This is a genomic window from Nocardia sp. NPDC057227, from assembly GCF_042669725.1.
GTDB classification, from domain to species: Bacteria; Actinomycetota; Actinomycetes; order Mycobacteriales; family Mycobacteriaceae; genus Nocardia; species Nocardia asteroides_A.
Genome location: NZ_JBHUXA010000033.1, coordinates 15,635 through 37,249, shown reverse-complemented (window position 1 = coordinate 37,249; position 21,615 = coordinate 15,635). Strand labels below are relative to the sequence as shown.

The window sequence follows — 21,615 nt, the reverse complement described above, 5'->3', positions numbered from 1 at the left end:
GCCGCCGCGACACCGCGGTTCGACACGCGTCAAAATGATCGGATGCCCGATCTGCACGTCCATCGCTTCGGTCCGGAGACCGGCCGGGTCGTCCTCGCACTGCACGGCGTGACCGGGCACGGTAGACGCTGGGAGGCGCTCGCCGACGAGCACCTCCCCGAGCTCCGCGTGCTCGCGCCCGACCTGCGCGGGCACGGCCGCTCGACCGGGGTGCCGCCGTGGAATTTCGAGACGGTGGTCGCCGATCTCGTCGCACTGCTGGAGGCGGAGGGCACCGGGCCGGTGGTGCTGGTGGGGCACTCGTTCGGCGGGGCCTGCGCGCTGCACCTCGCGCACCGGCGGCCGGATCTGGTGCGCAGCCTGGTGCTGCTGGACTCGGCGATCGGGCTGGAGCCGGAGCGGATGCTCGACATCGCGCTCTCCTCGCTGGCGCACCCGGACTACGACAGCGTGGCCCAGGCGCGCCGGGACAAGCAGGAGACCGGGTGGGGCTCGGTCGCACCGCGGCTGCTGGAGGCGGAGCTGGCGGAGCACCTGGTGCCGACCGCGAACGGGCAGGTGGGGTGGCGGATGAGCATTCCGGCCGTGAACTCCTACTGGGGGCAGCTGGCGCGCGGGTACGTGCTGCCGCCCGCGGAGCTGCCGACCGTGCTTGTGCAGGCCATGCGGGTGCAGCCGCCGTTCCTCACGACGGAGTTCCAGGCGGCGATCTCCGCGCGGCTCGGGTCGAATTTCCGGCTGCTGCAGTGGGATTGCGATCACATGGTGGCGCAGGAGCTGCCCGCCGAGACGGCGGCGCTGATCCGGTCGATGCTGTGACGACCAGCGACGAGCAGATCGAACGGGTGCGGGCGCTGGTGGCGGCGGTCCCGGCCGGGCGGGTGACCACCTACGGCGACCTGGCCGCGGCGGCGGGGCTCACCAGCCCGCGCACGGTCGGCTGGATCATGCGCACCGACTCCGGCGACCTGCCCTGGCACCGGGTGCTCGGCGCGAGCGGGCGCCCGGCCGCGCACCTCGCCGAGCGGCAGTTGCGGCTGCTCGCCGCCGAGGGGGTGCCGATCGTCGACGGGCGAGTCCGGTTGCGCACCGCCCGCCACCCCTTCCCCGAATCGGACTGAGCGGCCGCGGCACGCCGCCGGGCACATCCACCTCGCGATCACCGCCGCGCACCGTTCGCACCCCGCCGCATGCGACCGCGTCGTTCGCCCTCGGGGACGGAACCCGCGCACTACCGTGGGGGCATGTCCACCCGCCTGGTGTACGTCGCGGTCCGCGCGCAGCGGCCGCAGGCGCTCGCGGAGTTCTGGGCCCGGCTGCTCGGCTGGACCGTGACCCTCGACCGCGGCGACCGGGTCGACATCGCCCCGCCTGACCCCGGCCTGCCCGGCCCGGCGCTGACTTTCCGCGCTGCCCCGCCGGGCGCGCCCGCGCACGCGGCCCCCAACCGCCTGCACCTCGACCTCGCCTCGTACAGCCCGCGCCAGCAGGACGACCGCGTGCGCCTGGCACTGGAGCTGGGCGGCGCCCACCTGGACATCGGCCAGGGCGCGGTGCCGTGGGTGGTGCTCGCCGACCCGGAGGGCAACGAGTTCTGCGTGCTGGAGCCGCGGCCGGAGTACGCGGGCACCGGCGCGCTGGCCGCGGTGGTGGTCGGCGCGGCGGCGCCCGCCCGGCTGGCGGCGTTCTGGTCGGTGGCATCGGGGTGGCCGGTCGCGCGGGACGGCGCGGTACCCGGGCTGCGCTCGCCCACCGAGCTGGGTGCCTGGCTGGAGTTCATCCCGCATCCGGGGCCCGGCGACGACCGGCTGCACCTGGAGCTCGGAGCGCGCGCGGGTACCGCCGCGGCCGAGCGGCTCACCGCCGCGGGCGCCGTCGCGCGGCCGGACGGCGGCACCCGCTTCCTCGACCCGGAGCACAATCCGTTCTGTCTGGTCGAGGCCGAGCGCGGGCAGCCGACGAACTAGCATCGCCCGCATGGGGAACCGCGCCGCACAACCGCAGCAGCGGGCCGACGCGGTCGTGCTGGCCGGCGGCCGGGCCAGCCGGATGGGCGGCGTCGACAAGCCTGGCATCGTGGTCGGCGGCCGGTCGCTGCTCGACGCCGCGCTGGCCGCGGTCGCCGGATGCGCGCGGATCGCGGTGGTCGGCCCGGAACGCGCCGGACTCGACCCGACCGTGCGCCAGACCAGGGAGCGGCCGCCCGGCTCCGGCCCGGTCGCGGCGCTCGCCGCCGGACTGGCCGCGCTCGGTGCGGAGCAGGCGCCGCTGGTGGTTGTCCTCGCCGCGGACCTGCCCTTCCTCACCGCCGACACCGTGCGGCGGCTCATCGAGCACCTCGGCGCGGCGGACGCGGCCTTCGCGGCGGATCGGGACGGCCGCCCGCAGTACCTGATCGGGGTGTGGCGGCGGAGTGCGCTCGATGCCGCGCTGGCCGGGCTCGGCTCGCCGGTGAACCACCCGATGAAGGCGCTGGTCCCGGCCACGAGCACGGTGCTGGAGCTGCCCGGCACCGACGACTGCGACACCGCCGAGCAGGTGCTGCGCGCCCGCACCGTGCTCGGCGACACCCTGGACGACGCCCGCGCCGCCCTGCGCACCGGCCTCACCCCGCTGCCCGCCCGCGGCACCGCGCTCGCCGCCGCCCGCGGCGCCGCACTGGCCGAGCCGCTGCGCGCCGCGGGCCCGCTCCCCCGCTTCGACGTCTCCGCCATGGACGGGTACGCCGTGGCCGGGCCCGGCCCGTGGCGGATCCGCCGCGACATCGGGTACGCGGGCGGCGAACGCCCGGCCGGACTCGAGCCGGGCGAGGCGGTGCGGATCGCCACCGGCGCGCACGTCCCCGACGGGACCACCCGCGTCGTCCGCGACGAATTCGCGAGTCTGCTCCCTGGCCCGAGCGCCCCCGTGCGCGCGGAAGACGCCGATCCGCAGCCGGCCCGCACCGAGACCCTCGCGCTGCTCCCCGACTCCCCGCTCCGCGACGACATCCGCCGCCGGGGCGAGGACCGTGCGCCCGGCGACGAGATCGCCCCGGCGGACACCCCGATCACCACGGCCCTGATCTCCGCCGCCGCATCGGTCGAGGTCACCACCGCCGCCGTGCGCGGCCCGGTCCGCGCCCGAATCGTCATGACCGGCGACGAGATCCGCGCCGACGGCCCCCTGCACGCGGGCCAGACCAGGGACTCGATCGGCCCCGTCCTCCCCGACCTCCTCGCGACCTGCGGCATCACCACCGTCGACCGCGTGCACCTGCGCGACACCGCGCACGGCTTCGACGCCGTCCTGGACGCCGCGCACGACCGCGACCTGCTGGTCGTCGTCGGCGCGACCGGCGGCGGCGCGGCCGACCAGCTGCGCGGCGCGGTGGCGAGGGCGGGCGCGCGCATCCTCGTTCCCCGCCTCCGCCTCCGCCCGGGCGGCTCCACCCTCGTAGCCGAGACAGTAGGCGGCACAACGATTCTCGGCCTCCCCGGCAACCCCTACGCCGCGGTGGCGACCCTGCTCGCCCTGGCCCCCGCCATCGTCTCCGGCCGCACCGGCGCCACCCCGAACCCCACCCTGCGCGGCCCCCTGCACAACGCCGCCGAGATCGCGGCCGCGGTGCCGCGCATCGTCCCGGCCAGGTACGCCCCGGAGGGCGGATTCCTCGGCGACCCCGCCATCCGCACCGCCCACCTCGGTGGGCTGGTCGGCCGCGACGGGCTGGTGGTGGTCCCGGCGGGCGCCGCCGACGGCGCGCTCGTCGAATTCCTGCCACTTTCCCGCTGATTCGATCCCGGCGTGCACCGCGGGATCGCGCCCCCGACTACGCGCCGTGCGCGCGCAGCTGCATCTGCCTGCCGGAGCGGTCGGTGGCGAAGATGCGGCGCGCGTGCAGCGCGACCGGGCTGGTCGACCACGGCGCCAGCGCCGTGGTGAACATGAGCTCGCACCAGGAGAGCGCGGGCACCTCGCCCGCGGCGAGCGTGGCGATCAGCGAGAGCTCGGTGTCCTGCTCCTGCCAGGCGGCGATCAGCCAGGCCGCGTCCAGCCTGCCGAGGAACTCGATGGCGTCCTCCGGCGGGCCGTGCGGGGTATCCACCGCGAGGTGGACCACCGCGGCGATCGCGTGCCGCATCTTGGCGTCGAGCCCGACCGCGTCGTGCAGCAGCAGCGCCTCCAGCGCGGCGCGCAGCTCGACGCTCTCGTCGATGGGGTCGAAGGAGTCCGGACGGTCGGCGGTGGCGTGGTACATGGTGGCAAGCCTTTCCTCAGGGGCCGTATGGAGTTGTCGGTGCACGAGCCTGGCGGTGGAGCCGGGGTCGGCGGCATCGTCGAGCGCCGCGGGTTCGCAGTCGCCGATGAGGTCGTCGAGGATTCCGGCGCGCCAGTTCAGCCGCCCGTAGGCGTGGCACCAGTCGAGTGCGGGATTGTCGTCGGTGACGATCAGATCCAGCGCCAGCCCGGCCAGGGAGGCCGAGCAGGCCAGTGCGGTCGCGTCGATGTCGGAGTCGATGACGCAGAGGTGCAGGGTGGCCTCGTCCAGCCCGGCGTCGGTGCGGGCCCGGCCCGCCAGCCAGACCGCGCGGGTCGCCGCGGCCGTCGCCGCGGCCAGCCGGTCACCGCGCGGGTGGTCCGGATCGTCGGCCGCGAACGGCCCGTACCACAGCGCGTTCCCCTCCTCGCCGCACACCGCGAAGGTGCCGGAGCTGCCGTCTCCGGCGGCGGCCAGCGAAATATGCGGTACGGACTCGAAACCCTGCACCATTCCGGCTCACTTCCCCGCGGTCCACGATTCCGGTCCGGTTCGGTTCGAACCACTGGATCCCTGCTCCGGAATACGTCTCGCCCACTCGAGCTGAATTGTCTCGGAGTCAGGTCTACCGAGGCGGACAGGCAGATGTCCACGAATCGCCGTTGTTCCGGCAAACCCCTTGTTGTACATACACCCGGCAGTGACACACCGGATTCCGCTGAACCGCAGGCGGAATCGATCGTGGTCGGGCAAAATCTCGGCATCCGCTCCGAAGCATGCATTGCGAACCACGCGATCTCGCCGCAGGGGTCGACCACACCCTCGGCGGAGCACTTCAGCTAACTTTCAGTTAATCGAATTCGCCCGTTTGCCGGTCGATCTCAGCGCACCCGCATCCCGAGGTAGTACTGCACGAAGCCCGGGTACGGCCCCGCGTCCAGCCGGAAGGTCTGCACCGCGATGTGCTGCGGCACCCCGGTGCGCGGGTCGCGCAGGTACATGGCGAGCCGCTCGCGCCCGTACGAGGCGCCGCCACGCTCCCACAGCCTGCGGAACTCAGGGAACTCGGCCAGTTCGGCGAGAAAACCGACCGCCCACTCCGATTCGGCGTAGCGGCCGATCGCGGCGCGCAGCGACTGCACCGCGAGCATGGCCTCGTCCTCCCACTCCAGCACCACCCGCGCGGCGATCGGATCGGCGAAGAACCAGCGCAGCACATTGCCCGCCGCCTCCAGCCCGGGGAACGCGCCGCGGTAGGCATCGTTGCAGGCCAGGACATTCCAGCGGATGTCGAGGTAGGCCGCGAGGTTGGGCTCCTGCATGGCCAGCGTGCGGTGCATGTCCCTGGTGATGGCGGCCCGCAGGGTCTCCGGCGCTGGCAGCTCGGCGTGCTCGAGCCCGGCCAGTTCGAGCAGGTGCCTGCGCTCGTCGTCGCCGAGCACCTCGATCCGGTCCAGGTACGCGATCAGCGCCGCGAGCACCGGGCGGGTGGGGCGGTCCCGGTCGCCGTTCTCCAGGTGCGTGATGTAGCTGGCGCTCACGCCTGCCGCGAAGGCGAGCTTCTCCCTGGAGATCCGGCGGCTGTCCCGCAACTCCCGGAGCAGACCCCCGAGCGTCGGCAGCCGCAGCTGCCCCTCCGCACCCGACCCGGGTGTCTTGCGTGCCACAGCAACCCCGCTCCCGATTCGCCATCCGACGCAGCACCGTAGTTGACCACATGCGGCCCGGCTTTCCGGTGGCAAACCGAAGGCGCGCGACGGTGCGAGACATTTCCCACAGCGCGTGCCATATCGGCGGCCCACCCCGTCGAGCACGCTGAGCCGATATTAAACGACGAATTACCGGGGAATTGACCAGCGCCGGTCGCCCCGGCGAAGTGGGGACTTTCGGCCCTGCCGATCGACCCTGCGCGGACGAGCCCGCGCTCAGCCGCTCCGGAAACCGAGGAAGAAGCGGATCCAGCCCGGGTGCACGCCGGAGTCGACCTCGTAGACCTGGAACTCCAGCAGGCAGGTGGCGCCCGCCGCGGCGTCGTGGAAGCGCAGCTTCGGCAGGTCGCCCCCGTAGGAGATGGCGCCGGTGCTCCAGAGCCTGCGGAACTCCGGGTAGCGGCTCAGCTCGGCGAGCAGCCCGCCCGCCCACGCCGCCTCGCCCGGCCTGCCGATCCGGCCGCGCAGGTTCGCGACGCTGAGCGCGGTGACCCGCTCCCAGTCCGGCAGGGCGCGGCGCGCGGCCGGGTCGCCGAACATCCAGTGCAGCATGTTCCCGCCCTCGGCGAGGCCGGGGAACATCGCCGCGGCCACCCGGTTCACCGCGAGCAGGTTCCAGCGCGCGTCGAAGAAGCCCGCCGGGTTGGGGTCGTGCAGGCTCAGCCCGCGGCGCATGGCCGGGCCGATGCCCGCGCGCAGCTCATCGACGGTCGGCACCTCGGTGACGGCGAGCCCGGCCAGCTCGAACAGGTGCCTGCGGTCGTCGGCGGGCAGCCGGACCACCCGGTCCAGGTAGCGGAGCAGCGCGTCGACCACCGAGCGGGTGGGGTGCTCGCGCTCGCCGCTCTCCAGGTGCGCGATGTAGCTGGCGCTCACCCCGGCGGCGAAGGCGAGTTTCTCGCGGGAGACGCCGCGATCGTCCCGGATCCGGCGCAACGTGCCCCCGAACGTCGGGGGGACCACGTCGAGGCGGTCGCGAGCTTCCAGCACACCATCCGACACGGCACACCACTCCCTGCGCTGTCGTACACCGCGAACCAGCGGAGCTCATCGACGCGCCGGCCGCGGTGTGTGGGCCGATCCTGTGTTGCCCCATGCTCAGCGATCCGGGCGGAAACAGCGCGCGGAGCCACGAAACTTTATCGATTCTTTACCTAAGGTCCCGCCGCCGGTTGTGTAAACAAATGTAAAGCGCCCGAGAACCGGCTGTTTCCGAACCATCACAGCGGCGCCCGCCGGGCCCGTTCCGCCAGGTGATCCGCGGCCTCCGTGACCGGGGTGTTGCTGCCGCCTCACAGCTCACCCCGGACCGAAGCGGGCTGTGAGACAACCGTTTTGACCTGCGACGATGCCTCCTTACCCTCGGGTGGTGGCCGATACGCGAGAAACGCAGGATCCGGGTGAGGCGCTGCTCCGGCTCGGGCGCTACTTCCGGCGCGACGAGACCTCGGACGATCTGCGCAGCGTGCACCGGGTGGGCGGGCGCTCGGCCGACGAGTTCTACCGGGACCGCTGGTCGCACGACAAGGTGGTGCGCTCGACGCACGGCGTGAACTGCACCGGGTCCTGCTCCTGGAAGATCTACGTCAAGGACGGCGTGATCACCTGGGAGTCGCAGCAGACCGACTACCCGTCGGTCGGCGCGGACAAGCCGGAGTACGAGCCGCGCGGCTGCCCGCGCGGCGCCTCCTTCTCCTGGTACACCTACTCCCCCGCCCGGGTCCGCTACCCGTACGTGCGCGGGGTGCTGCTCGAGCTGTACCGGGAGGCCAAGGAGCGGCTCAAGGATCCGGTGCTGGCCTGGGCCGATGTGGTCGAGGACCCGGTGAAGGCGAAGCGGTACAAGGCGGCACGCGGCAAGGGCGGCTTCGTCCGGGCCGAGTGGTGGGAGGCGGCCGAGATCGCCGCGGCGGCGCATGTGCACACGGTCAAGGTGTACGGGCCGGACCGGGTCGCCGGGTTCTCCCCGATCCCGGCCATGTCCATGGTCAGCCATGCCGCGGGCGCCAGGTTCATCTCGCTGCTCGGCGGCTCCATGCTCTCCTTCTACGACTGGTACGCGGACCTGCCGGTGGCATCGCCGCAGGTCTTCGGCGACCAGACCGATGTGCCGGAGTCGGCGGACTGGTTCGACGCGAGCTACCTGATCATGTGGGGCTCGAACGTCCCGGTGACCAGGACCCCGGACGCGCACTACATGACCGAGGCCCGCTACCGCGGCCAGAAGGTCATCGTGGTCTCGCCCGACTACGCCGACAACACCAAGTTCGCCGACGAGTGGGTGCCCGCGCGGCCGGGCACCGACGCGGCGCTGGCGATGGCGATGGGCCACGTGATCCTGCGCGAGTTCTTCACCGAGCGGCGTACCGAGCGGTTCCACGACTACGTCACCCGCTACACCGACCTGCCGTACCTGGTGTGCCTGGACGGCGAGCTGCCCGGCAAGTTCCTCACCGCCGCCGACCTGGGCGAGACCGGCGAAGGTGCCGCGCACAAGCCGGTCCTGCTGGACGAGGGCGGCGAACCGGTGGTGCCGAACGGCGCGCTCGGCCACCGCTTCAACGCCGCCGACGCCGGCCGCTGGAACCTCGATCTGGGCGATACCCGCCCGCTGCTCACCCTGCTCGGCGGCGATCCCGCGACCGTGCGCCTTCCCCGCTTCGACGCCGACTCCCCCGAGGTGCTGCTGCGCGGGGTGCCGACCCGGGAGGTCGCGGGCAAGCGCGTGACCACCGTCTTCGACCTGCTGCTCGCGCAGTACGGGGTCGGCCGCGACGGTCTGCCCGGCGACTGGCCGACCGGCTACGACGACCCCGAGCGCCCCTACACCCCGGCCTGGCAGGAGCGGATCACCGGCGTCCCCGCGGTGCAGGCGCAGCGGATCGCGCGCGAGTTCGCCGACAATGCCGAGCGCTCCGGCGGCCGCTCGATGATCCTGATGGGCGCGGGCACCAACCACTGGTTCCACTCCGACCAGATCTACCGCTCGTTCTTCACCCTGACCCTGCTCACCGGCTGCCAGGGCGTGAACGGCGGCGGCTGGGCGCACTACGTCGGGCAGGAGAAGTGCCGCCCGGTGACCGGCTGGTCGACGCTGGCCTTCGGGCTGGACTGGCAGCGCCCGCCGCGGCAGATGCAGGGCACCGTCTTCTGGTACCTGAGCAACGACCAGTGGCGCTACGACCCGTTCACCGCCGAGTCCTTCGCCTCCCCGCTCGGCACCGGCCGCTTCGCCGGGCGCACCGCCGCGGACAACATCGCGCTGGCGACCCGCCTCGGCTGGATGCCCAGCTACCCCACCTTCGACCGCAACCCGCTCGACCTCGCCGACCAAGCCGCCGAAGCGGGCAAGCCCGCCGCCGAATACATCGTGGACGAGCTGAAATCGAACGCCCTCCGCTTCGCCTGCGAGGACCCGGACGCCCCGGAGAACTTCCCGCGCTGCCTCACGGTCTGGCGGGCCAACCTGCTCGGCTCCTCCGGCAAGGGCAACGAGTACTTCCACCGGCACCTGCTCGGCTCCGACTCCAACCTGCAGACCGACGACACCCCAGGCGTGCGGCCGCAGGAGCTGGTCTGGCGGGACGAGGCCGCCACCGGCAAGCTCGACCTGCTGCTCTCGCTCGACTTCCGGATGACGAGCACCACGCTCTTCAGCGATATCGTGCTGCCCGCCGCCACCTGGTACGAGAAGCACGACCTCTCCTCCACCGACATGCACCCCTTCGTGCACGCCTTCTCCCCGGCCATCTCGCCGCCGTGGGAGGCGAAGACCGATTTCGAGGCGTTCCACCGGATCGCGCGCGGCTTCTCCTGGCTCGCTGAGAAGCATCTCGGGGTGCGCAGGGACATCGTCGCGGTTCCGCTGCAGCACGACTCCCCGGACGCGCTGGCCCAGGCGGGCGGGAAGGTGCTCGACTGGCGCGCGGGCGAGTGCGAGCCGATCCCCGGCCGCACCATGCCCAAGCTGGTCGAGGTCGAGCGCGACTACCCGCGGCTGGCGGAGAAGATGGCGGCGCTCGGGCCGCTGGTCGAGACGCTCGGCGTCACCACCAAGGGCGTCACCACCTACCCCGAGCCGGAGGTGCGCTACCTGGCCGGGACCAACGGCACCGTCGTCTCCGGGATCGCGCAGGGCAGGCCCTCACTGGCCAAGGACACGCACGCCGCCGAGGCGATCCTCGCGCTCTCCGGCACCACCAACGGCAGGCTGGCGGTCGAGGGCTTCGAGGCGCTGGAGCGGCGCACCGGCACCGAGCTCGCCGACCTGGCCCGCGAGCACGAGGGCAAGCGGATCACTTTCGCCGACACCCAGGCCCGCCCGGTCCCGGTGATCACCTCGCCGGAGTGGTCGGGCAGCGAGACCGGCGGCCGCCGCTACTCCCCGTTCACCATCAATGTCGAGCGGCTCAAGCCCTGGCACACGCTCACCGGCAGGCAGCACTTCTACCTCGACCACGACTGGATGATCGAGCTGGGCGAGCAGCTCCCGGTGTTCCGGCCGCCGCTGGACATGTCCGCGCTCTTCGCCGAGCCCGGCATCGGCAGCGTCACCGAGCGCGGCGTCACTGTGCGCTACCTGACCCCGCACTCCAAGTGGTCCATCCACTCCGCCTACCAGGACAACCTGCACATGCTCACGCTGAGCCGGGGCGGGCAGTCGATCTGGATGTCGGAGAAGGACGCCGCCAAGATCGGGGTCGCGGACAACGACTGGATCGAGGCGGTGAACCGCAACGGCGTCGTGGTCGCCCGCGCGATCGTGAGCCACCGAATGCCGGAGGGCACCGTCTTCATGTACCACGCGCAGGACCGGGCGGTGGACGTGCCGCGCATCGAGGGCACCGGCGCCGCCGACTTCAAGGGCAAGGGGAAGCGCGGCGGCATCCACAACGCGCTCACCCGGATCATGATCAAACCCTCGCACCTGATCGGCGGGTACGCGCAGCAGTCCTTCGCGCTGAACTACCACGGCCCGACCGGGAATCAGCGCGACGAGGTCACCACCATCCGCCGCCGCTCGCAGAAAGTCGAGTACTGATATGCGTGTCATGGCCCAGCTCGCCATGGTGATGAACCTGGACAAATGCATCGGCTGCCACACCTGCAGCGTCACCTGCAAGCAGGCGTGGACCAACCGGGGCGGCACCGAGTACGTCTGGTTCAACAATGTGGAGACCCGCCCCGGCCAGGGGTATCCGCGGCAGTACCAGGACCAGGAGCGGTGGAAGGGCGGCTGGACGCTCACCAAGCGCGGCAAGCTCACGCTGAAATCCGGGTCGCGGTTCAAGCGGCTGCTGAACATCTTCGCCAACCCGGAGCTGCCCACCGTCTCGGACTACTACGAGCCGTGGAGCTACGACTACGACAACCTGCTCTCCTCCCCGCCGACCGACACCGTTCCGGTGGCCCGGCCGAAATCGCTGATCACCGGCGAGGACACCCAGGTCACCTGGGGCGCGAACTGGGACGACGACCTCGGCTCCGGGCCGGAGCAGGTGGGCCGGGACCCGCTGCTCGGCAAGCTCTCCGAGCAGGTCAAGCTGGAGTTCGAGCAGACCTTCATGTTCTACCTGCCGCGCATCTGCGAGCACTGCCTGAACCCGTCCTGCGCGGCCGCCTGCCCCTCCGGTGCCATCTACAAGCGCGCCGAGGACGGCATCGTGCTGGTGGATCAGGACAAGTGCCGCGGCTGGCGGCAGTGCGTCACCGGCTGCCCGTACAAGAAGATCTACTTCAACCACAAGACCGGCAAGGCCGAGAAGTGCACGTTCTGCTACCCGCGGGTGGAGGTCGGCATCCCGACCGTGTGTTCGGAGACCTGCGTCGGGCGGCTGCGCTACATCGGCGTCATGCTCTACGACGCGGACAGGGTGGCCGAGGCGGCGTCGGTGACCGACACGGCTGATTTGTATCCCTCGCAGCTCGGCGTCTTCCTGAACCCGCACGACCCGCGCGTGATCGCCGAGGCCGAGCGGGCCGGGATCTCGCCGGAATGGATTCAGGCGGCGCAGGATTCGCCGGTCTACAAGCTCATCGTGGACTACCAGATCGCGCTGCCGCTGCATCCGGAGTACCGCACCATGCCCATGGTCTGGTACGTGCCGCCGCTCTCACCCGTGGTCGACGTGCTGAGCGAGACCGGGCACGACGGCGAGGACGCGGGCAATCTCTTCGGCGCCATCGACGCGCTGCGCATTCCGGTGGAGTACCTGGCCGAGCTCTTCACCGCCGGGGAGATCGGGCCGGTGCGGGCCGCGCTGCAGCGGCTCGCCGGAATGCGGGCGTTCATGCGCTCGGTGAATCTGGGTCAGGAGCCGGATCTCACTATCGCACCATCGATTCGGCTGGAGCCGGAGGAGATCGAGGCCATGTATCGGCTGCTCGCCATCGCCAAGTACGAGCATCGGTACGTGATCCCGAACGGCGCGGGATCCGAAGCGCACCAGCTGGATTCGCTCGCTACGGGGTGCAGTCTGGACGTGGACGGCGGGCCGGGGATGACGGCGCTCGATCAGATGGTGGAGAAGTTCCACCTGACGGACAGCAATTCCGCCGCGCCGGAGTCGAAGTCGGGGCGGATCAACCTGCTCGACTGGGACGGACAGAGCACGCGGGGCCTGGTGCCGGTGGACACGTCGTCGACCGGCGCGGAGGCGGGGAGCGGCAACGGCGCCGCGACGTCGGGTGGCAACGGCGCCACCCGATCCGGCGCCGCACCGGCGGGCGAGGCGGCGGTCCGGTGAGCCTGCTCAAACTGCGGCGCCGCCCGGAACCGGCGGTCGCGCTGCCCGAACCGGATCGGCTGCTGGTGTGGCGGCTCGCCGCGCTGCTGCTCGACTACCCCGGGCGGGAGACGCTCAAGCTGCTCGACACCGTGTCGTCCGCTCTCCCGCGGCTCCCCGCGCCGATCGCCCCCGCTCTCGCCGGGTTCGTCGACTACCTCCGCGACACCGGCGAGATCGAACTGGCCGCGACCTACGTCGAGACCTTCGACCTGCGCAAACGCGCCAGCCTGCACCTCACCTTCTACGCCTACGGCGACACCCGCAAACGCGGCATGGCCCTGCTCCGCTTCAAACACGCCTACCAGCACGCAGGCGTCGAACTCGACGACCGCGAACTCCCCGACCACCTCCCGGTCCTGCTGGAATTCGCCGCCACCGTCGACCCCATCGGCGGCGAACGCCTGCTCGGCGAGCACCTCCCGGTGATCGAACTCCTCCGCCTCTCGCTGTCCGACACCGGCTCCCCCTACGCCGCCGTCCTCGGCGCGGTCACCGCCACGCTCCCCCCGCTCACCACCGCCGACCGCCGCCGCATCGCCGAACTCGCCGCACAGGGCCCGCCGGACGAAGACGTCGGCCTGGAGCCGTTCGCCATGGACCCAAGCCTGTTCACCGAGGGAGAGGGCCGCCGATGAGCACCATCGTCTGGATGACGCTGCCGTACATCGCCTTCACGTCGTTCCTGCTCGGGCACGTCTGGCGGTACCGCACCGACCAATTCGGCTGGACCACCCGCTCCTCCCAGCTGCACGAGAGCCGGTTGCTCCGCCTCGGCTCCCCGCTCTTCCACTTCGGCATGCTCGGCGTCTTCGGCGGCCACGTGCTCGGCGTCCTCATCCCCCAGTCCTGGACCGACGCCATCGGCATCTCGCACCACACGTACCACGTGGTCGCCGTCGCCGCCGGCTCCGTCGCGGGCTTCGCCGTGATCGCCGGAATCGGCATCCTGCTCTACCGCCGCTTCACCGTCCCCGCCGTGCGCCGCGCCACCACCCGCTCCGACAAGGTGATGTACTTCCTGCTCGCCGGAGCGCTGATCACCGGCCTGCTCAACACCGTCGGCAGCAACCTGCTCTGGGGCACCTACAACTACCGCGAAACCGTCTCCCCCTGGTTCCGCAGTCTCTTCACCGTCGACCCGCAGCCGGAGTTGATGGTCGGGGTGCCGTGGACCTTCCAGGCGCACGGGCTCTTCGTCCTAGTCCTGGTCGCCATCTGGCCCTACACCCGCTTGGTGCATATGTTCAGCGCCCCGATCGGGTATCTCACGCGGCCGTACATCGTCTACCGGAGCAAGGAGACGAATGCCGCCGATACGCGGCGGTATGCGCGGGCGTGGGAGTCGTCAGTTCTTCCGCCCAGCAATTGATTTCGTGGATTCGGCACTCTGGCCTACGGTCGGCGCGTGCCGCGACCCAGGTCCTCCGCTCTCACCCGTTGGAAGTTCGAGCGCTGCGGCGTGCTGGACAGCCTCGAGGCTGTACACACCGCGGCGACCGGCGGCCGGCCCGGCCGCTGGAACGCGACCAAGCACCTGAACCTCGCGCTCTTCGTGAGTCTCGCCGCAGAGTTCCAGGGCTACTGCCGCGACCTGCACGATGATGCGGCGATCGTGCTGGCAGGAAGCCTGGCGCCAGGGAACGACCAGCAGATTCCGGTCGTCCTGAACGCACTGGTCCGAGAACGCAGGCTCGACCGTGGCAATGCCGCACCGGCGGCGCTCGGCAGCGACTTCGCCGTTCTCGGCCTCACCCTCTGGCCGACCATCCACGCCGCCTACCCGGCACGGGGCAAACAGTGGAACTCGACGCTGACCGCGCTGAACGAGGTTCGCAATGCAGTCGCGCACAGCGACGGCGCCAAACTGCGGGAAGCACGTCGCCACCATCCGCTGCACCTCGGGACATTCCGGCGATGGCGGCGCTCGCTCGACGGAGCGGCCGCTGGCCTGGACCGCGTCGTCGGTGCACACTTGGTGGACCTGACGGGAACGAACTGGGACGAGGAGGGCCGGCATGCGTGAGCGGAAGCGGAGGTCGCTGCACCCGGGCGACCGGATCCGAGTGCGATTCGGGCGGCGCCTCGTGGACGGAACCGTCACCAGCGTGCGCAATGGACACGCACACGTCTCGCTCGATATCGAGGGTACGGACGGCCCGGTGGGCGGGTTCTACCCCGAAAGCTCCCTACTGCCTGCCTGACCACCAGCACTGACTTCGCGAGTAACTTCCGCTGCCGCGCAGGCGATGGAGGCGGGTGTGAGCAGCACACGTCCTCGCTTCGTCCAGTTGCCGCATCCCGGACGGGAGATCGCGCCTCGGCAGGATGCCGTTCCGTGGAATACCGGGTCGCACGGGCGCAAGTTCCTGCGTGGGAATGGGGAGTACCTGGCCGAGGGCGCTGAAACCCTCCCTCGCAGCGGTGAACTCGTGTTCTGGGGTGAGTGGGAATCGCCGTCGCGGATCGTCGAGCGGTGGCCGCGCGCGAGGCAGTTGCCACGGGCGCTGCACGAGCCGTGCTGGACGCGGCCGATCGAGCCGTATCCGCGGCAGAACACCGACCCGTGGGTGTTCGGGGATCGGATGATCTACAGCAACTGCAAGCAGAACACCAGGAAGGGGCCGACTGCTCTGCGGGGCCTGGAGCGGGGTTCGGTGATCGTCTTCGGTTCGGTGCTCGGGGGCGAGTTCTGCGTGGACACGGTGTTCGTGGTGGCCTCGGCCGAGCCGTGGACTCCGCTCGCGGTGGCGGAGCACGGGCTGGACGACGCGTTTCTGGCGGCGACCGCCGAGCCGCTCGGTGCACCGGCGGGTGACGGTTGCTCGGTGCCCGACGGCAAGGGCAACTGCGCGCCGGCGCCGAAGGCGGTGCTCACGCTCTATCGCGCTGCCACCTTCGATGACCCGGTCGACGGCATGTACAGCTTCGTCCCGGCGCTGCCCGCGGCGGCCGACGGCCCTCGGTTCGCCCGGCCTTCCGTGCGGATTCCCGGTGCGATCAACTCGGCCAGCACGCAGAGCCACCGGTCAGCGCCCGGTGTCGACTCGCCTGCGGCGGTGGCCGCGCTGTGGCGCGAGACGCGGCGGCAGATCGTCGATCAGGACCTTGTGCTGGCCACCCGCCTCGACATCCCGGCCGAGTGCGCGGGGCCCGCGGCGGTCATCCCGCCGCGGGCAGGCACTGTGTGCTGATCAGCGGCTCTCGGCCCGCAGGAAACGACCGGTGCGGACGGTGCCGAGGCGCTCGGCGACGACACCCTCCCCGAAGACGAACTCACCGTTCACCAGCACAGCGGTGACCGCGCGATCGTTGCGGTTGACCATGCGGGAGAGCCCGTCGTAGGCGGGGATAGCGGCTTCGGCGTAGTCGTCGAGCGACGAATCCAACCCCGCCGGGTCGAGGACGACGAGGTCGGCGCGGTCGCCGAGGCGGAGGTGACCGGCGTCGAGCCCGTACCAGTCGGCGAGTTCGCCGGTGAGGCGGTGCACCGCGTGCTCGATGGTCATGAAGGGTTTCCGAGCCTGGTGCACCCGGCGGAGGAAGCGCAGGCCGAAGTTGTAGAAGGCCATGTTGCGCAGGTGTGCCCCGGCGTCGGAGAAGCCGAGCTGGACGCCGGGGTCGACGGCGATGCGGTTGAGCACGTCTTCGCGATGGTTGGAGATGGTGGTGCGCCAGCGCAGTTTGCGGCCGTGCTCGACCACCAGGTCCAGGTAGGCGTCGACCGGGTGCAGGCCGCCGCGGTCGACGCCGACCTGGCCGAAGGTCTTGCCGATCACCAGATGGTCGGGGCAGTCCACGATCTCGGCGTCGAAGAAGTCGCGGTGCCAGACGCGCGGGCCGAAGCTGTTGTCGTAGTCGGCCCGGAAGCGGCGGCGGTACTCCTCGTCCTGGAGCAGGGAGCGCTGCTCCTCGATCCGGTCGGCGAGGTGCAGGGCGGCGGCGCCGGAGCCGAACTCCTCGAAGATGACCAGGTCGATGCCGTCGGCGTAGACCTCGAAGGGCACCGGGAGGTGCTGGAAGCGGAGGTTGCCGCCGAGGCCGTTGAAGAGCCGGGCGAGCAGCGGGAAGACCCGGATGACGAACGGGATGGCCTTCAGGTCCGCGGCGGCGAGCAGGCTGACCGGCAAAGGCTTGCGGAAGATGCCGACGGTGCTGGCGGCCATGGTGACGAGGCTGTGCGGGCGCTGAACGTCGGGGCCGCCCTGGAGGGCGCGGCCGACGCGGCGGAGCACGGAGTTCAGCCGGTGCCGTTCGCGGCTGCGGGCGTAGGTGGAGGGCAGGGTGCGGGAGCGGCAGGTGTCGCCGTCGAGCTTGTCGAATTCGAGCTGCTGCGAGGACATGCCGACGAACCCGGCTTCCAGCGCGGCAACCAGCCGACGCTCCATCTCACCGATTTCGGCGGCGCTGGGGCGGAAGGAACGGTCGGTGGCGCGGTCGAGGCCGAGCACATCCGCCCTGATGTCGGAGTGGCCGATGAAGGCGGCGATATTCGGGCCGAGCGGCAGCGCGTCCAGGTAGGCGGCGTACTCCGCGGCATCGCGCCAGACCTGGTGCGTCTCGACGCCGTCGACGACGTGCTTGCGCGGAATCGCCTCGACCCGGGCGAAGAGGTCGGCGGCGGTGGTGGCGTCGACGTGCACGGTGGAGAGCGAGCAGGAGCCGAGCAGCACGGTGGTGACGCCGTGCCGCACCGATTCAGCGAGCCCGGGCTGCTGCAGCACCTCGATGTCGTAGTGGGTGTGCACGTCGACGATGCCGGGCAGCACCCAGCGGCCTTCGGCGTCGATCACCCGCGGGCAGCCGGTCTCGTCCAGCGGAACGGTGGAGACAGTCGCGACCCGGCCGTCCACGATGCCGAGATGCCGGACGGCCGAGGGCGCGCCGGTGCCGTCGAACCAGCGGCCGCCCTTGACGATGGTGTCGTACACGATGTCTCCTCTCAGAGCGATAGGTCGCGCCGGACGACTTTCCCGGTCGCGTTGCGCGGCAGTGCTTCCGGAGTGAACCGCCACTGCGCGGGCACCTTGAAGTAGGCGAGCCGGGCCGCCGCGAACTCGCGCAGCTCGGCCTCGGTCACCGGCGCGGTGGTGACGACCAGCGCCGCCACCGCCTGCCCGAGATCCGGGTCGGCAACGCCGAAGACCGCCGATTCGGCGACCGCGGGGTGCTCGTCCAGCACGTTCTCGATCTCGGTCGGGTACACGTTCTCGCCGCCGCGCAGAATCAGGTCGCTGCGCCGCCCGACGAGGTAGAGCCTGCCGTCCCGGAGCAGGCCGAAGTCGCCGGTGCGCAGCCAGCGCTCGCCGTCAAGCGCGGCGGCGGTGGCGGCCTCGTCGTTCCAGTAGCCGAGCATGACGTACGGGCTGCGCACGCAGATCTCGCCCTCGGTGCCCTCCGGCAGGTCATTGCCCTCGGGGTCGCGGATGGCGATGGTGACGCCGATGATCGGGCTGCCGACCGTCTCCGGGAAGGCCGCCAGCTCCGGGGGGGTGGCCAGGGTGCCCGCGGTGCCAGCCTCGGTGAGGCCGTAGCTGGTGGCCAGCTGCACCGGCAGCGCCTCGCGGAGCCGCTGGTGCAGCGCGGGCGAGGAGGGCGCGGTGTTCAGCGAGAAGGCGCTGAGCGAGCTCAGGTCGTACTCGCCCAGGTTCTGCTCCAGCAGCCGGATCGCCATGGTCGGGACCGCGCCCCAGTGCGTCACCCGCTCGCGCTCGATCAGCCGCAGCACCTTGCCCGCGTCGAACTTGTTGTCCGGGAATATGACCGCCGCGCCGGTGGCGATCCGCGGCACCACCAGGTTGTGCAGGCTGGCGATGTGGAACAGCGGCGAGCTGAGCAGCCAGCGCTTGGCGCTCGGACGCTCGAGGTCGAAGGCGAGGCCGGCGAAGGTGTCGGCGAGCGCCTCGGTGAAGCGGTGGTACTCGGTGACGGCGAGCAGGTTGCGGTGCGTGTGCACCACGCCCTTGGGCCTGCCGCTGGTGCCGCTGGTGTAGAGGATGACAGCGGGGTCGTCCTCCTCGACCGGGGTCTCCGGGGCGGCGCCGGCGAACTCGGCGAGCAGCGCGGGGAGGTCGTGCTCGATGGTGAGCACGGGGATGTCGGTGCCGGTGATTCGCTCGGCCCGCGCGGCGTCGGCGATCACCACCGTTGGCGTGGAGTGGCCGAGCGCGTAGTCGATCTCGCGCGGCGCCCACCAGGCGTTGTACCCGGCGGCGATGGCGCCGAGGCTCTGCGCCGCCCAGAAGGCGATCACCCACTCCGGGGAGTTGGCGGCGAGGATGGCGATCCGGTCGCCCTTGCCGACGCCGTACCGCGCGGCCAGTCCGGCGGCCAGCGCGCCAGCGGCGTCGGCGTGCTCGGTGTAGGTCCAGCGGCGCTCGGCGGTGACCAGGTAGTCGCGGTCGCCCCAGCCCCTGGAGTCGGTGAGCGCGGTGCCGAGCGAGCGGCGGCGGTGCTCGAAGACCGGGAGCTGCGTGCCGAGCATCGGCTCGACGGTGAGTGCGAAGGGGCCGCCCGGCCCGGCGAGTTTCGCCACCACCTGCGCGGCGAGCTGCTGTAGATCGGCAGCCTGCGTCATCGGAGATTCTCCCTGTCTGCTCTACGGAACCAGGACGGCGCGGCCGCGGATCTCGCCGCGGGCCAGCCGGTCGAAGGCGGTGCGGCCGTCGGCGAGGTCGAACCGCTCGACCGCCACATGCAGCCGTCCGGCGCGGGCCAGCGCGACCGAGTCGACGAGGTCGGATTTGGTGCCGCCGTACGACTTCCGCACCGAGGCGCCCCACGGCCAACCGGGCCCGCCGGACGGGCCTGCGGTGAGCTCCGGCGCACCGCCGCCGAGCCCGACCATGCGGTACGCGCCGTTCGGCGCCACCGCCTGCACCGCGAGCGCGGCGGTGGCGTCGGTGCCGACGAAGTCGAAGACCGCCTCGGCGCCGCGGCCGTCGGTGCGCGCGAGGATCTCGGCGGCGGTGTCCGGACCGGCGATCAGCCCGAGGTCGGCGCCGCACTCGGTGGCGAGCTCCAGCTTGTCCGGGCCGACGTCCACCGCGATCACCCGCACCCCGTCGAAGGTCTTCAGGATCTGCACCGCGACATGCCCGAGCCCGCCGATCCCGATGGTCACCGCGGTGGCACCCGGGTACAGCTGCTCGCGGGCGCCGCGAATCGCGTGGTACGAGGTGAGCGCGGCATCGGCGAGCGGCGCCGCGGCGGCGAACTCCAGGTCGCCGATCGGCACGAACGAGCTCGCCGGGACCTTGATGTACTCGGCCATGCCGCCGTCCGGGCCCAGCCCGGGGCAGGGCGGCATGGCGGTGCGCCCGGCCGCCAGGCACACGTTCTCGTTGCCGCGCTCGCACTCCCGGCAGACCCCGCAGGACCAGCACAGGTAGATCAGCCCGCGCTCGCCGTCGGCGATCCCGGTGACCGCGCTGCCCACCGCGGCGACGGTGCCAGCGACCTCGTGCCCCATGGTGAGCGGGGCGGGCAGCGGGAACTCGAGTTCCAGCACGTAGAGATCGGAGTGGCAGATGCCGACCGCGCCCACCCGGACCAGCAGCTCGGTGGGGCCGGGCTCCGGGATCGGCACTTCGCGCAACTCGAGGGTTCCGGGGCCGGTGAGCTGCAGCGCTCGCATCGTCGAGGTATCGCCCACCACACGCTCCTGTTCGCGCCGGGCCCGACGTGACCTGGCACACAGGACGCTAGCAGTCGCTGGACACAGCGTCCAGTGAACGACGGAATGTCTATGATCGAACGATGCCCGCCCACACGGAGCCTCGGCGCACGCTGCGCGAGGAGCAGAAGCTGCGCACCAGGGAGCGCATTCTGCAGGCGGCGAACACGCTCTTCGTCGAGCGCGGCTACGGCGCCGTCCGGGTGGACGACGTCGCGGCCGCCGTCGGGTGCAGCCGCGCCACCTTCTACCTGCACTTCACCGGCAAGATGGAGGTGCTGAGCGTACTCGGCGAGCGCACCGCGCTGCCGAACGCGCTGGCCTTCTGCGAAGACCTGGACCGGGTGCTGGAGACCGGCTCGCGCGCCGAGTTCGAGGACTGGATGCGCCGGGCCATCGACTGGTTCGAGCAGCACCGCGACCTGCTCTCGGCCTGGGACGAGGCCACCGCGCTGGAGCCGGAGTTCCGCGACCTGATGCGAGCCGGTTTCGCCGCGCTCCCGGAATCCATGACCGCCTACCTGGCGCGCTGGCCCGCCGAGCGCCGCGACGAGGCCCGGCTGCGGGTGGAGATGCTGGTCGCGCAGCTGGAGCGGTTCTTCACCCGGTGGGCGCTGCTCGGCACCATCGACGTCACCGCGGACCGGGCGGCCGCGGTGCTCGCCGACATCTGGTTCCCCGCGCTGCAGACGCCCTGATCAGCCCTGGTCGTGCGCGGCGCGCAGGGCGGCGACGTCGATCTTGGACATGGTGCGCAGCGCGGTGGCGACCGCGCCGGCGCGGGCCGGGTCCGGCGAGCCCATGAGCTCGGGCAGCTCCGCGGGGACGACCTGCCAGGAGAGCCCGAAGCGGTCGGTGAGCCAGCCGCACGGGCCCGGCGTGCCGCCGTCCGCGGTGAGCGCGGCCCAGAGCCGGTCGACCTCGGCCTGGCCGTCCACCGTCAGCTGCAATGAGGCGGAGTCGGAGAGCGGGTGGCCCGGCCCGCCGTTCATCAGGGTGACGGCGTGGCCGTCGAGGTCGAGGCCGACGATGAAGGCGCGGCCGTCCGGGCCCGGGGTGCTCGAGGTGATCCGGGAGTTCGGGATCGCGGCGGTGTAGAGCGCGGCGGCTTCTTCGGCGCCGGACTCGAGCCAGAGGAAGGTGGTGACGGTCATGGTGTCTCCTCGATCGGTGAGCTGCTGTCACCCTGCGGTCGGAGCCGGTTTC

The 21,615-nt window shown here is 71.7% G+C and carries 18 protein-coding genes; 11 read left to right on the top strand and 7 right to left on the bottom strand.

Annotated features, from left to right (window positions below; translation table 11 throughout):
• The first annotated feature begins 42 nt into the window (after nucleotides 1–42).
• The 4 genes from ACFUJ1_RS30950 (at nucleotide 43) to ACFUJ1_RS30935 (ending at nucleotide 3,774) form a co-directional block, all read left to right on the top strand.
• On the top strand, nucleotides 43–819 hold the full coding sequence (locus ACFUJ1_RS30950) for an alpha/beta hydrolase (protein WP_378650852.1): 777 nt from the start codon (nucleotides 43–45) through the stop codon (nucleotides 817–819).
• The gene (locus tag ACFUJ1_RS30945) at nucleotides 816–1,121 is read left to right on the top strand and encodes an MGMT family protein (RefSeq protein WP_378650851.1); all 306 of its coding nucleotides are present in this window, start codon (nucleotides 816–818) and stop codon (nucleotides 1,119–1,121) included. Before ACFUJ1_RS30950 ends, ACFUJ1_RS30945 begins: the two co-directional genes overlap by 4 nt.
• A 123-nt stretch (nucleotides 1,122–1,244) precedes the next feature.
• Entirely contained in the window at nucleotides 1,245–1,967 is a 723-nt protein-coding gene (locus tag ACFUJ1_RS30940) for a VOC family protein (protein ID WP_378650850.1), read from the top strand.
• 10 nt (nucleotides 1,968–1,977) lie between these two features.
• Nucleotides 1,978–3,774 carry an NTP transferase domain-containing protein gene (locus ACFUJ1_RS30935; protein ID WP_378650849.1) on the top strand — a complete coding sequence of 599 codons (1,797 nt, stop codon included), beginning with the start codon at nucleotides 1,978–1,980 and terminating at the stop codon, nucleotides 3,772–3,774.
• A gap of 37 nt (nucleotides 3,775–3,811) precedes the next feature.
• Here ACFUJ1_RS30935 and ACFUJ1_RS30930 read toward each other — a convergent pair whose 3' ends face one another.
• From ACFUJ1_RS30930 to ACFUJ1_RS30920, 3 genes are all read right to left on the bottom strand, one after another.
• Nucleotides 3,812–4,753 carry a hypothetical protein gene (locus ACFUJ1_RS30930; protein ID WP_378650848.1) on the bottom strand — a complete coding sequence of 314 codons (942 nt, stop codon included), beginning with the start codon at nucleotides 4,751–4,753 and terminating at the stop codon, nucleotides 3,812–3,814.
• Nucleotides 4,754–5,121: 368 nt separating this feature from the next.
• A complete protein-coding gene (locus ACFUJ1_RS30925; protein ID WP_378650847.1) occupies nucleotides 5,122–5,907 on the bottom strand; it encodes a helix-turn-helix transcriptional regulator in 786 nt (261 codons plus the stop codon).
• 258 nt (nucleotides 5,908–6,165) lie between these two features.
• A complete protein-coding gene (locus tag ACFUJ1_RS30920; protein ID WP_378650846.1) occupies nucleotides 6,166–6,951 on the bottom strand; it encodes a helix-turn-helix domain-containing protein in 786 nt (261 codons plus the stop codon).
• A 346-nt stretch (nucleotides 6,952–7,297) separates the two neighbouring features.
• Between ACFUJ1_RS30920 and ACFUJ1_RS30915 the strand changes: the two genes are divergently transcribed.
• From ACFUJ1_RS30915 to ACFUJ1_RS30890, 6 genes are all read left to right on the top strand, one after another.
• Nucleotides 7,298–10,990 carry a nitrate reductase subunit alpha gene (locus ACFUJ1_RS30915; protein ID WP_378650845.1) on the top strand — a complete coding sequence of 1,231 codons (3,693 nt, stop codon included), beginning with the start codon at nucleotides 7,298–7,300 and terminating at the stop codon, nucleotides 10,988–10,990.
• 10 nt (nucleotides 10,991–11,000) lie between these two features.
• A complete protein-coding gene (gene narH, locus ACFUJ1_RS30910; RefSeq protein ID WP_378650881.1) occupies nucleotides 11,001–12,695 on the top strand; it encodes a nitrate reductase subunit beta in 1,695 nt (564 codons plus the stop codon).
• Entirely contained in the window at nucleotides 12,692–13,372 is a 681-nt protein-coding gene (gene narJ / locus ACFUJ1_RS30905; RefSeq protein WP_378650844.1) for a nitrate reductase molybdenum cofactor assembly chaperone, read from the top strand. Before narH ends, narJ begins: the two co-directional genes overlap by 4 nt.
• Entirely contained in the window at nucleotides 13,369–14,106 is a 738-nt protein-coding gene (narI, locus tag ACFUJ1_RS30900) for a respiratory nitrate reductase subunit gamma (RefSeq protein ID WP_378650843.1), read from the top strand. The genes narJ and narI overlap by 4 nt, the downstream gene beginning before the upstream one ends.
• 36 nt (nucleotides 14,107–14,142) lie before the next feature.
• Nucleotides 14,143–14,760 carry a hypothetical protein gene (locus tag ACFUJ1_RS30895; RefSeq protein ID WP_378650842.1) on the top strand — a complete coding sequence of 206 codons (618 nt, stop codon included), beginning with the start codon at nucleotides 14,143–14,145 and terminating at the stop codon, nucleotides 14,758–14,760.
• A gap of 235 nt (nucleotides 14,761–14,995) precedes the next feature.
• The gene (locus tag ACFUJ1_RS30890) at nucleotides 14,996–15,928 is read left to right on the top strand and encodes a hypothetical protein (RefSeq protein WP_378650841.1); all 933 of its coding nucleotides are present in this window, start codon (nucleotides 14,996–14,998) and stop codon (nucleotides 15,926–15,928) included.
• Here the strand turns inward: ACFUJ1_RS30890 and ACFUJ1_RS30885 are convergent, their stop codons facing one another.
• The 3 genes from ACFUJ1_RS30885 to ACFUJ1_RS30875 are packed head-to-tail and all read right to left on the bottom strand — an operon-like array spanning nucleotide 15,929 to nucleotide 20,370.
• Nucleotides 15,929–17,668 (bottom strand): amidohydrolase family protein, encoded by a 1,740-nt coding sequence (locus ACFUJ1_RS30885; RefSeq protein ID WP_378650880.1) that lies wholly within the window; start codon nucleotides 17,666–17,668, stop codon nucleotides 15,929–15,931.
• 8 nt (nucleotides 17,669–17,676) lie between these two features.
• Nucleotides 17,677–19,311 (bottom strand): class I adenylate-forming enzyme family protein, encoded by a 1,635-nt coding sequence (locus ACFUJ1_RS30880; RefSeq protein ID WP_378650840.1) that lies wholly within the window; start codon nucleotides 19,309–19,311, stop codon nucleotides 17,677–17,679.
• Between the two features lie 21 nt (nucleotides 19,312–19,332).
• The gene (locus ACFUJ1_RS30875; RefSeq protein WP_378650879.1) at nucleotides 19,333–20,370 is read right to left on the bottom strand and encodes an NAD(P)-dependent alcohol dehydrogenase; all 1,038 of its coding nucleotides are present in this window, start codon (nucleotides 20,368–20,370) and stop codon (nucleotides 19,333–19,335) included.
• Nucleotides 20,371–20,492: 122 nt separating this feature from the next.
• On the opposite strand from ACFUJ1_RS30875, the gene ACFUJ1_RS30870 reads away from it, so the two are divergent.
• Nucleotides 20,493–21,107 (top strand): TetR/AcrR family transcriptional regulator, encoded by a 615-nt coding sequence (locus ACFUJ1_RS30870; RefSeq protein WP_378650839.1) that lies wholly within the window; start codon nucleotides 20,493–20,495, stop codon nucleotides 21,105–21,107.
• Here the strand turns inward: ACFUJ1_RS30870 and ACFUJ1_RS30865 are convergent, their stop codons facing one another.
• Nucleotides 21,108–21,563: a VOC family protein gene (locus tag ACFUJ1_RS30865; RefSeq protein WP_378650838.1), complete on the bottom strand. Its 456-nt coding sequence runs from the start codon at nucleotides 21,561–21,563 to the stop codon at nucleotides 21,108–21,110.
• Between the last annotated feature and the right edge of the window lie 52 nt (nucleotides 21,564–21,615).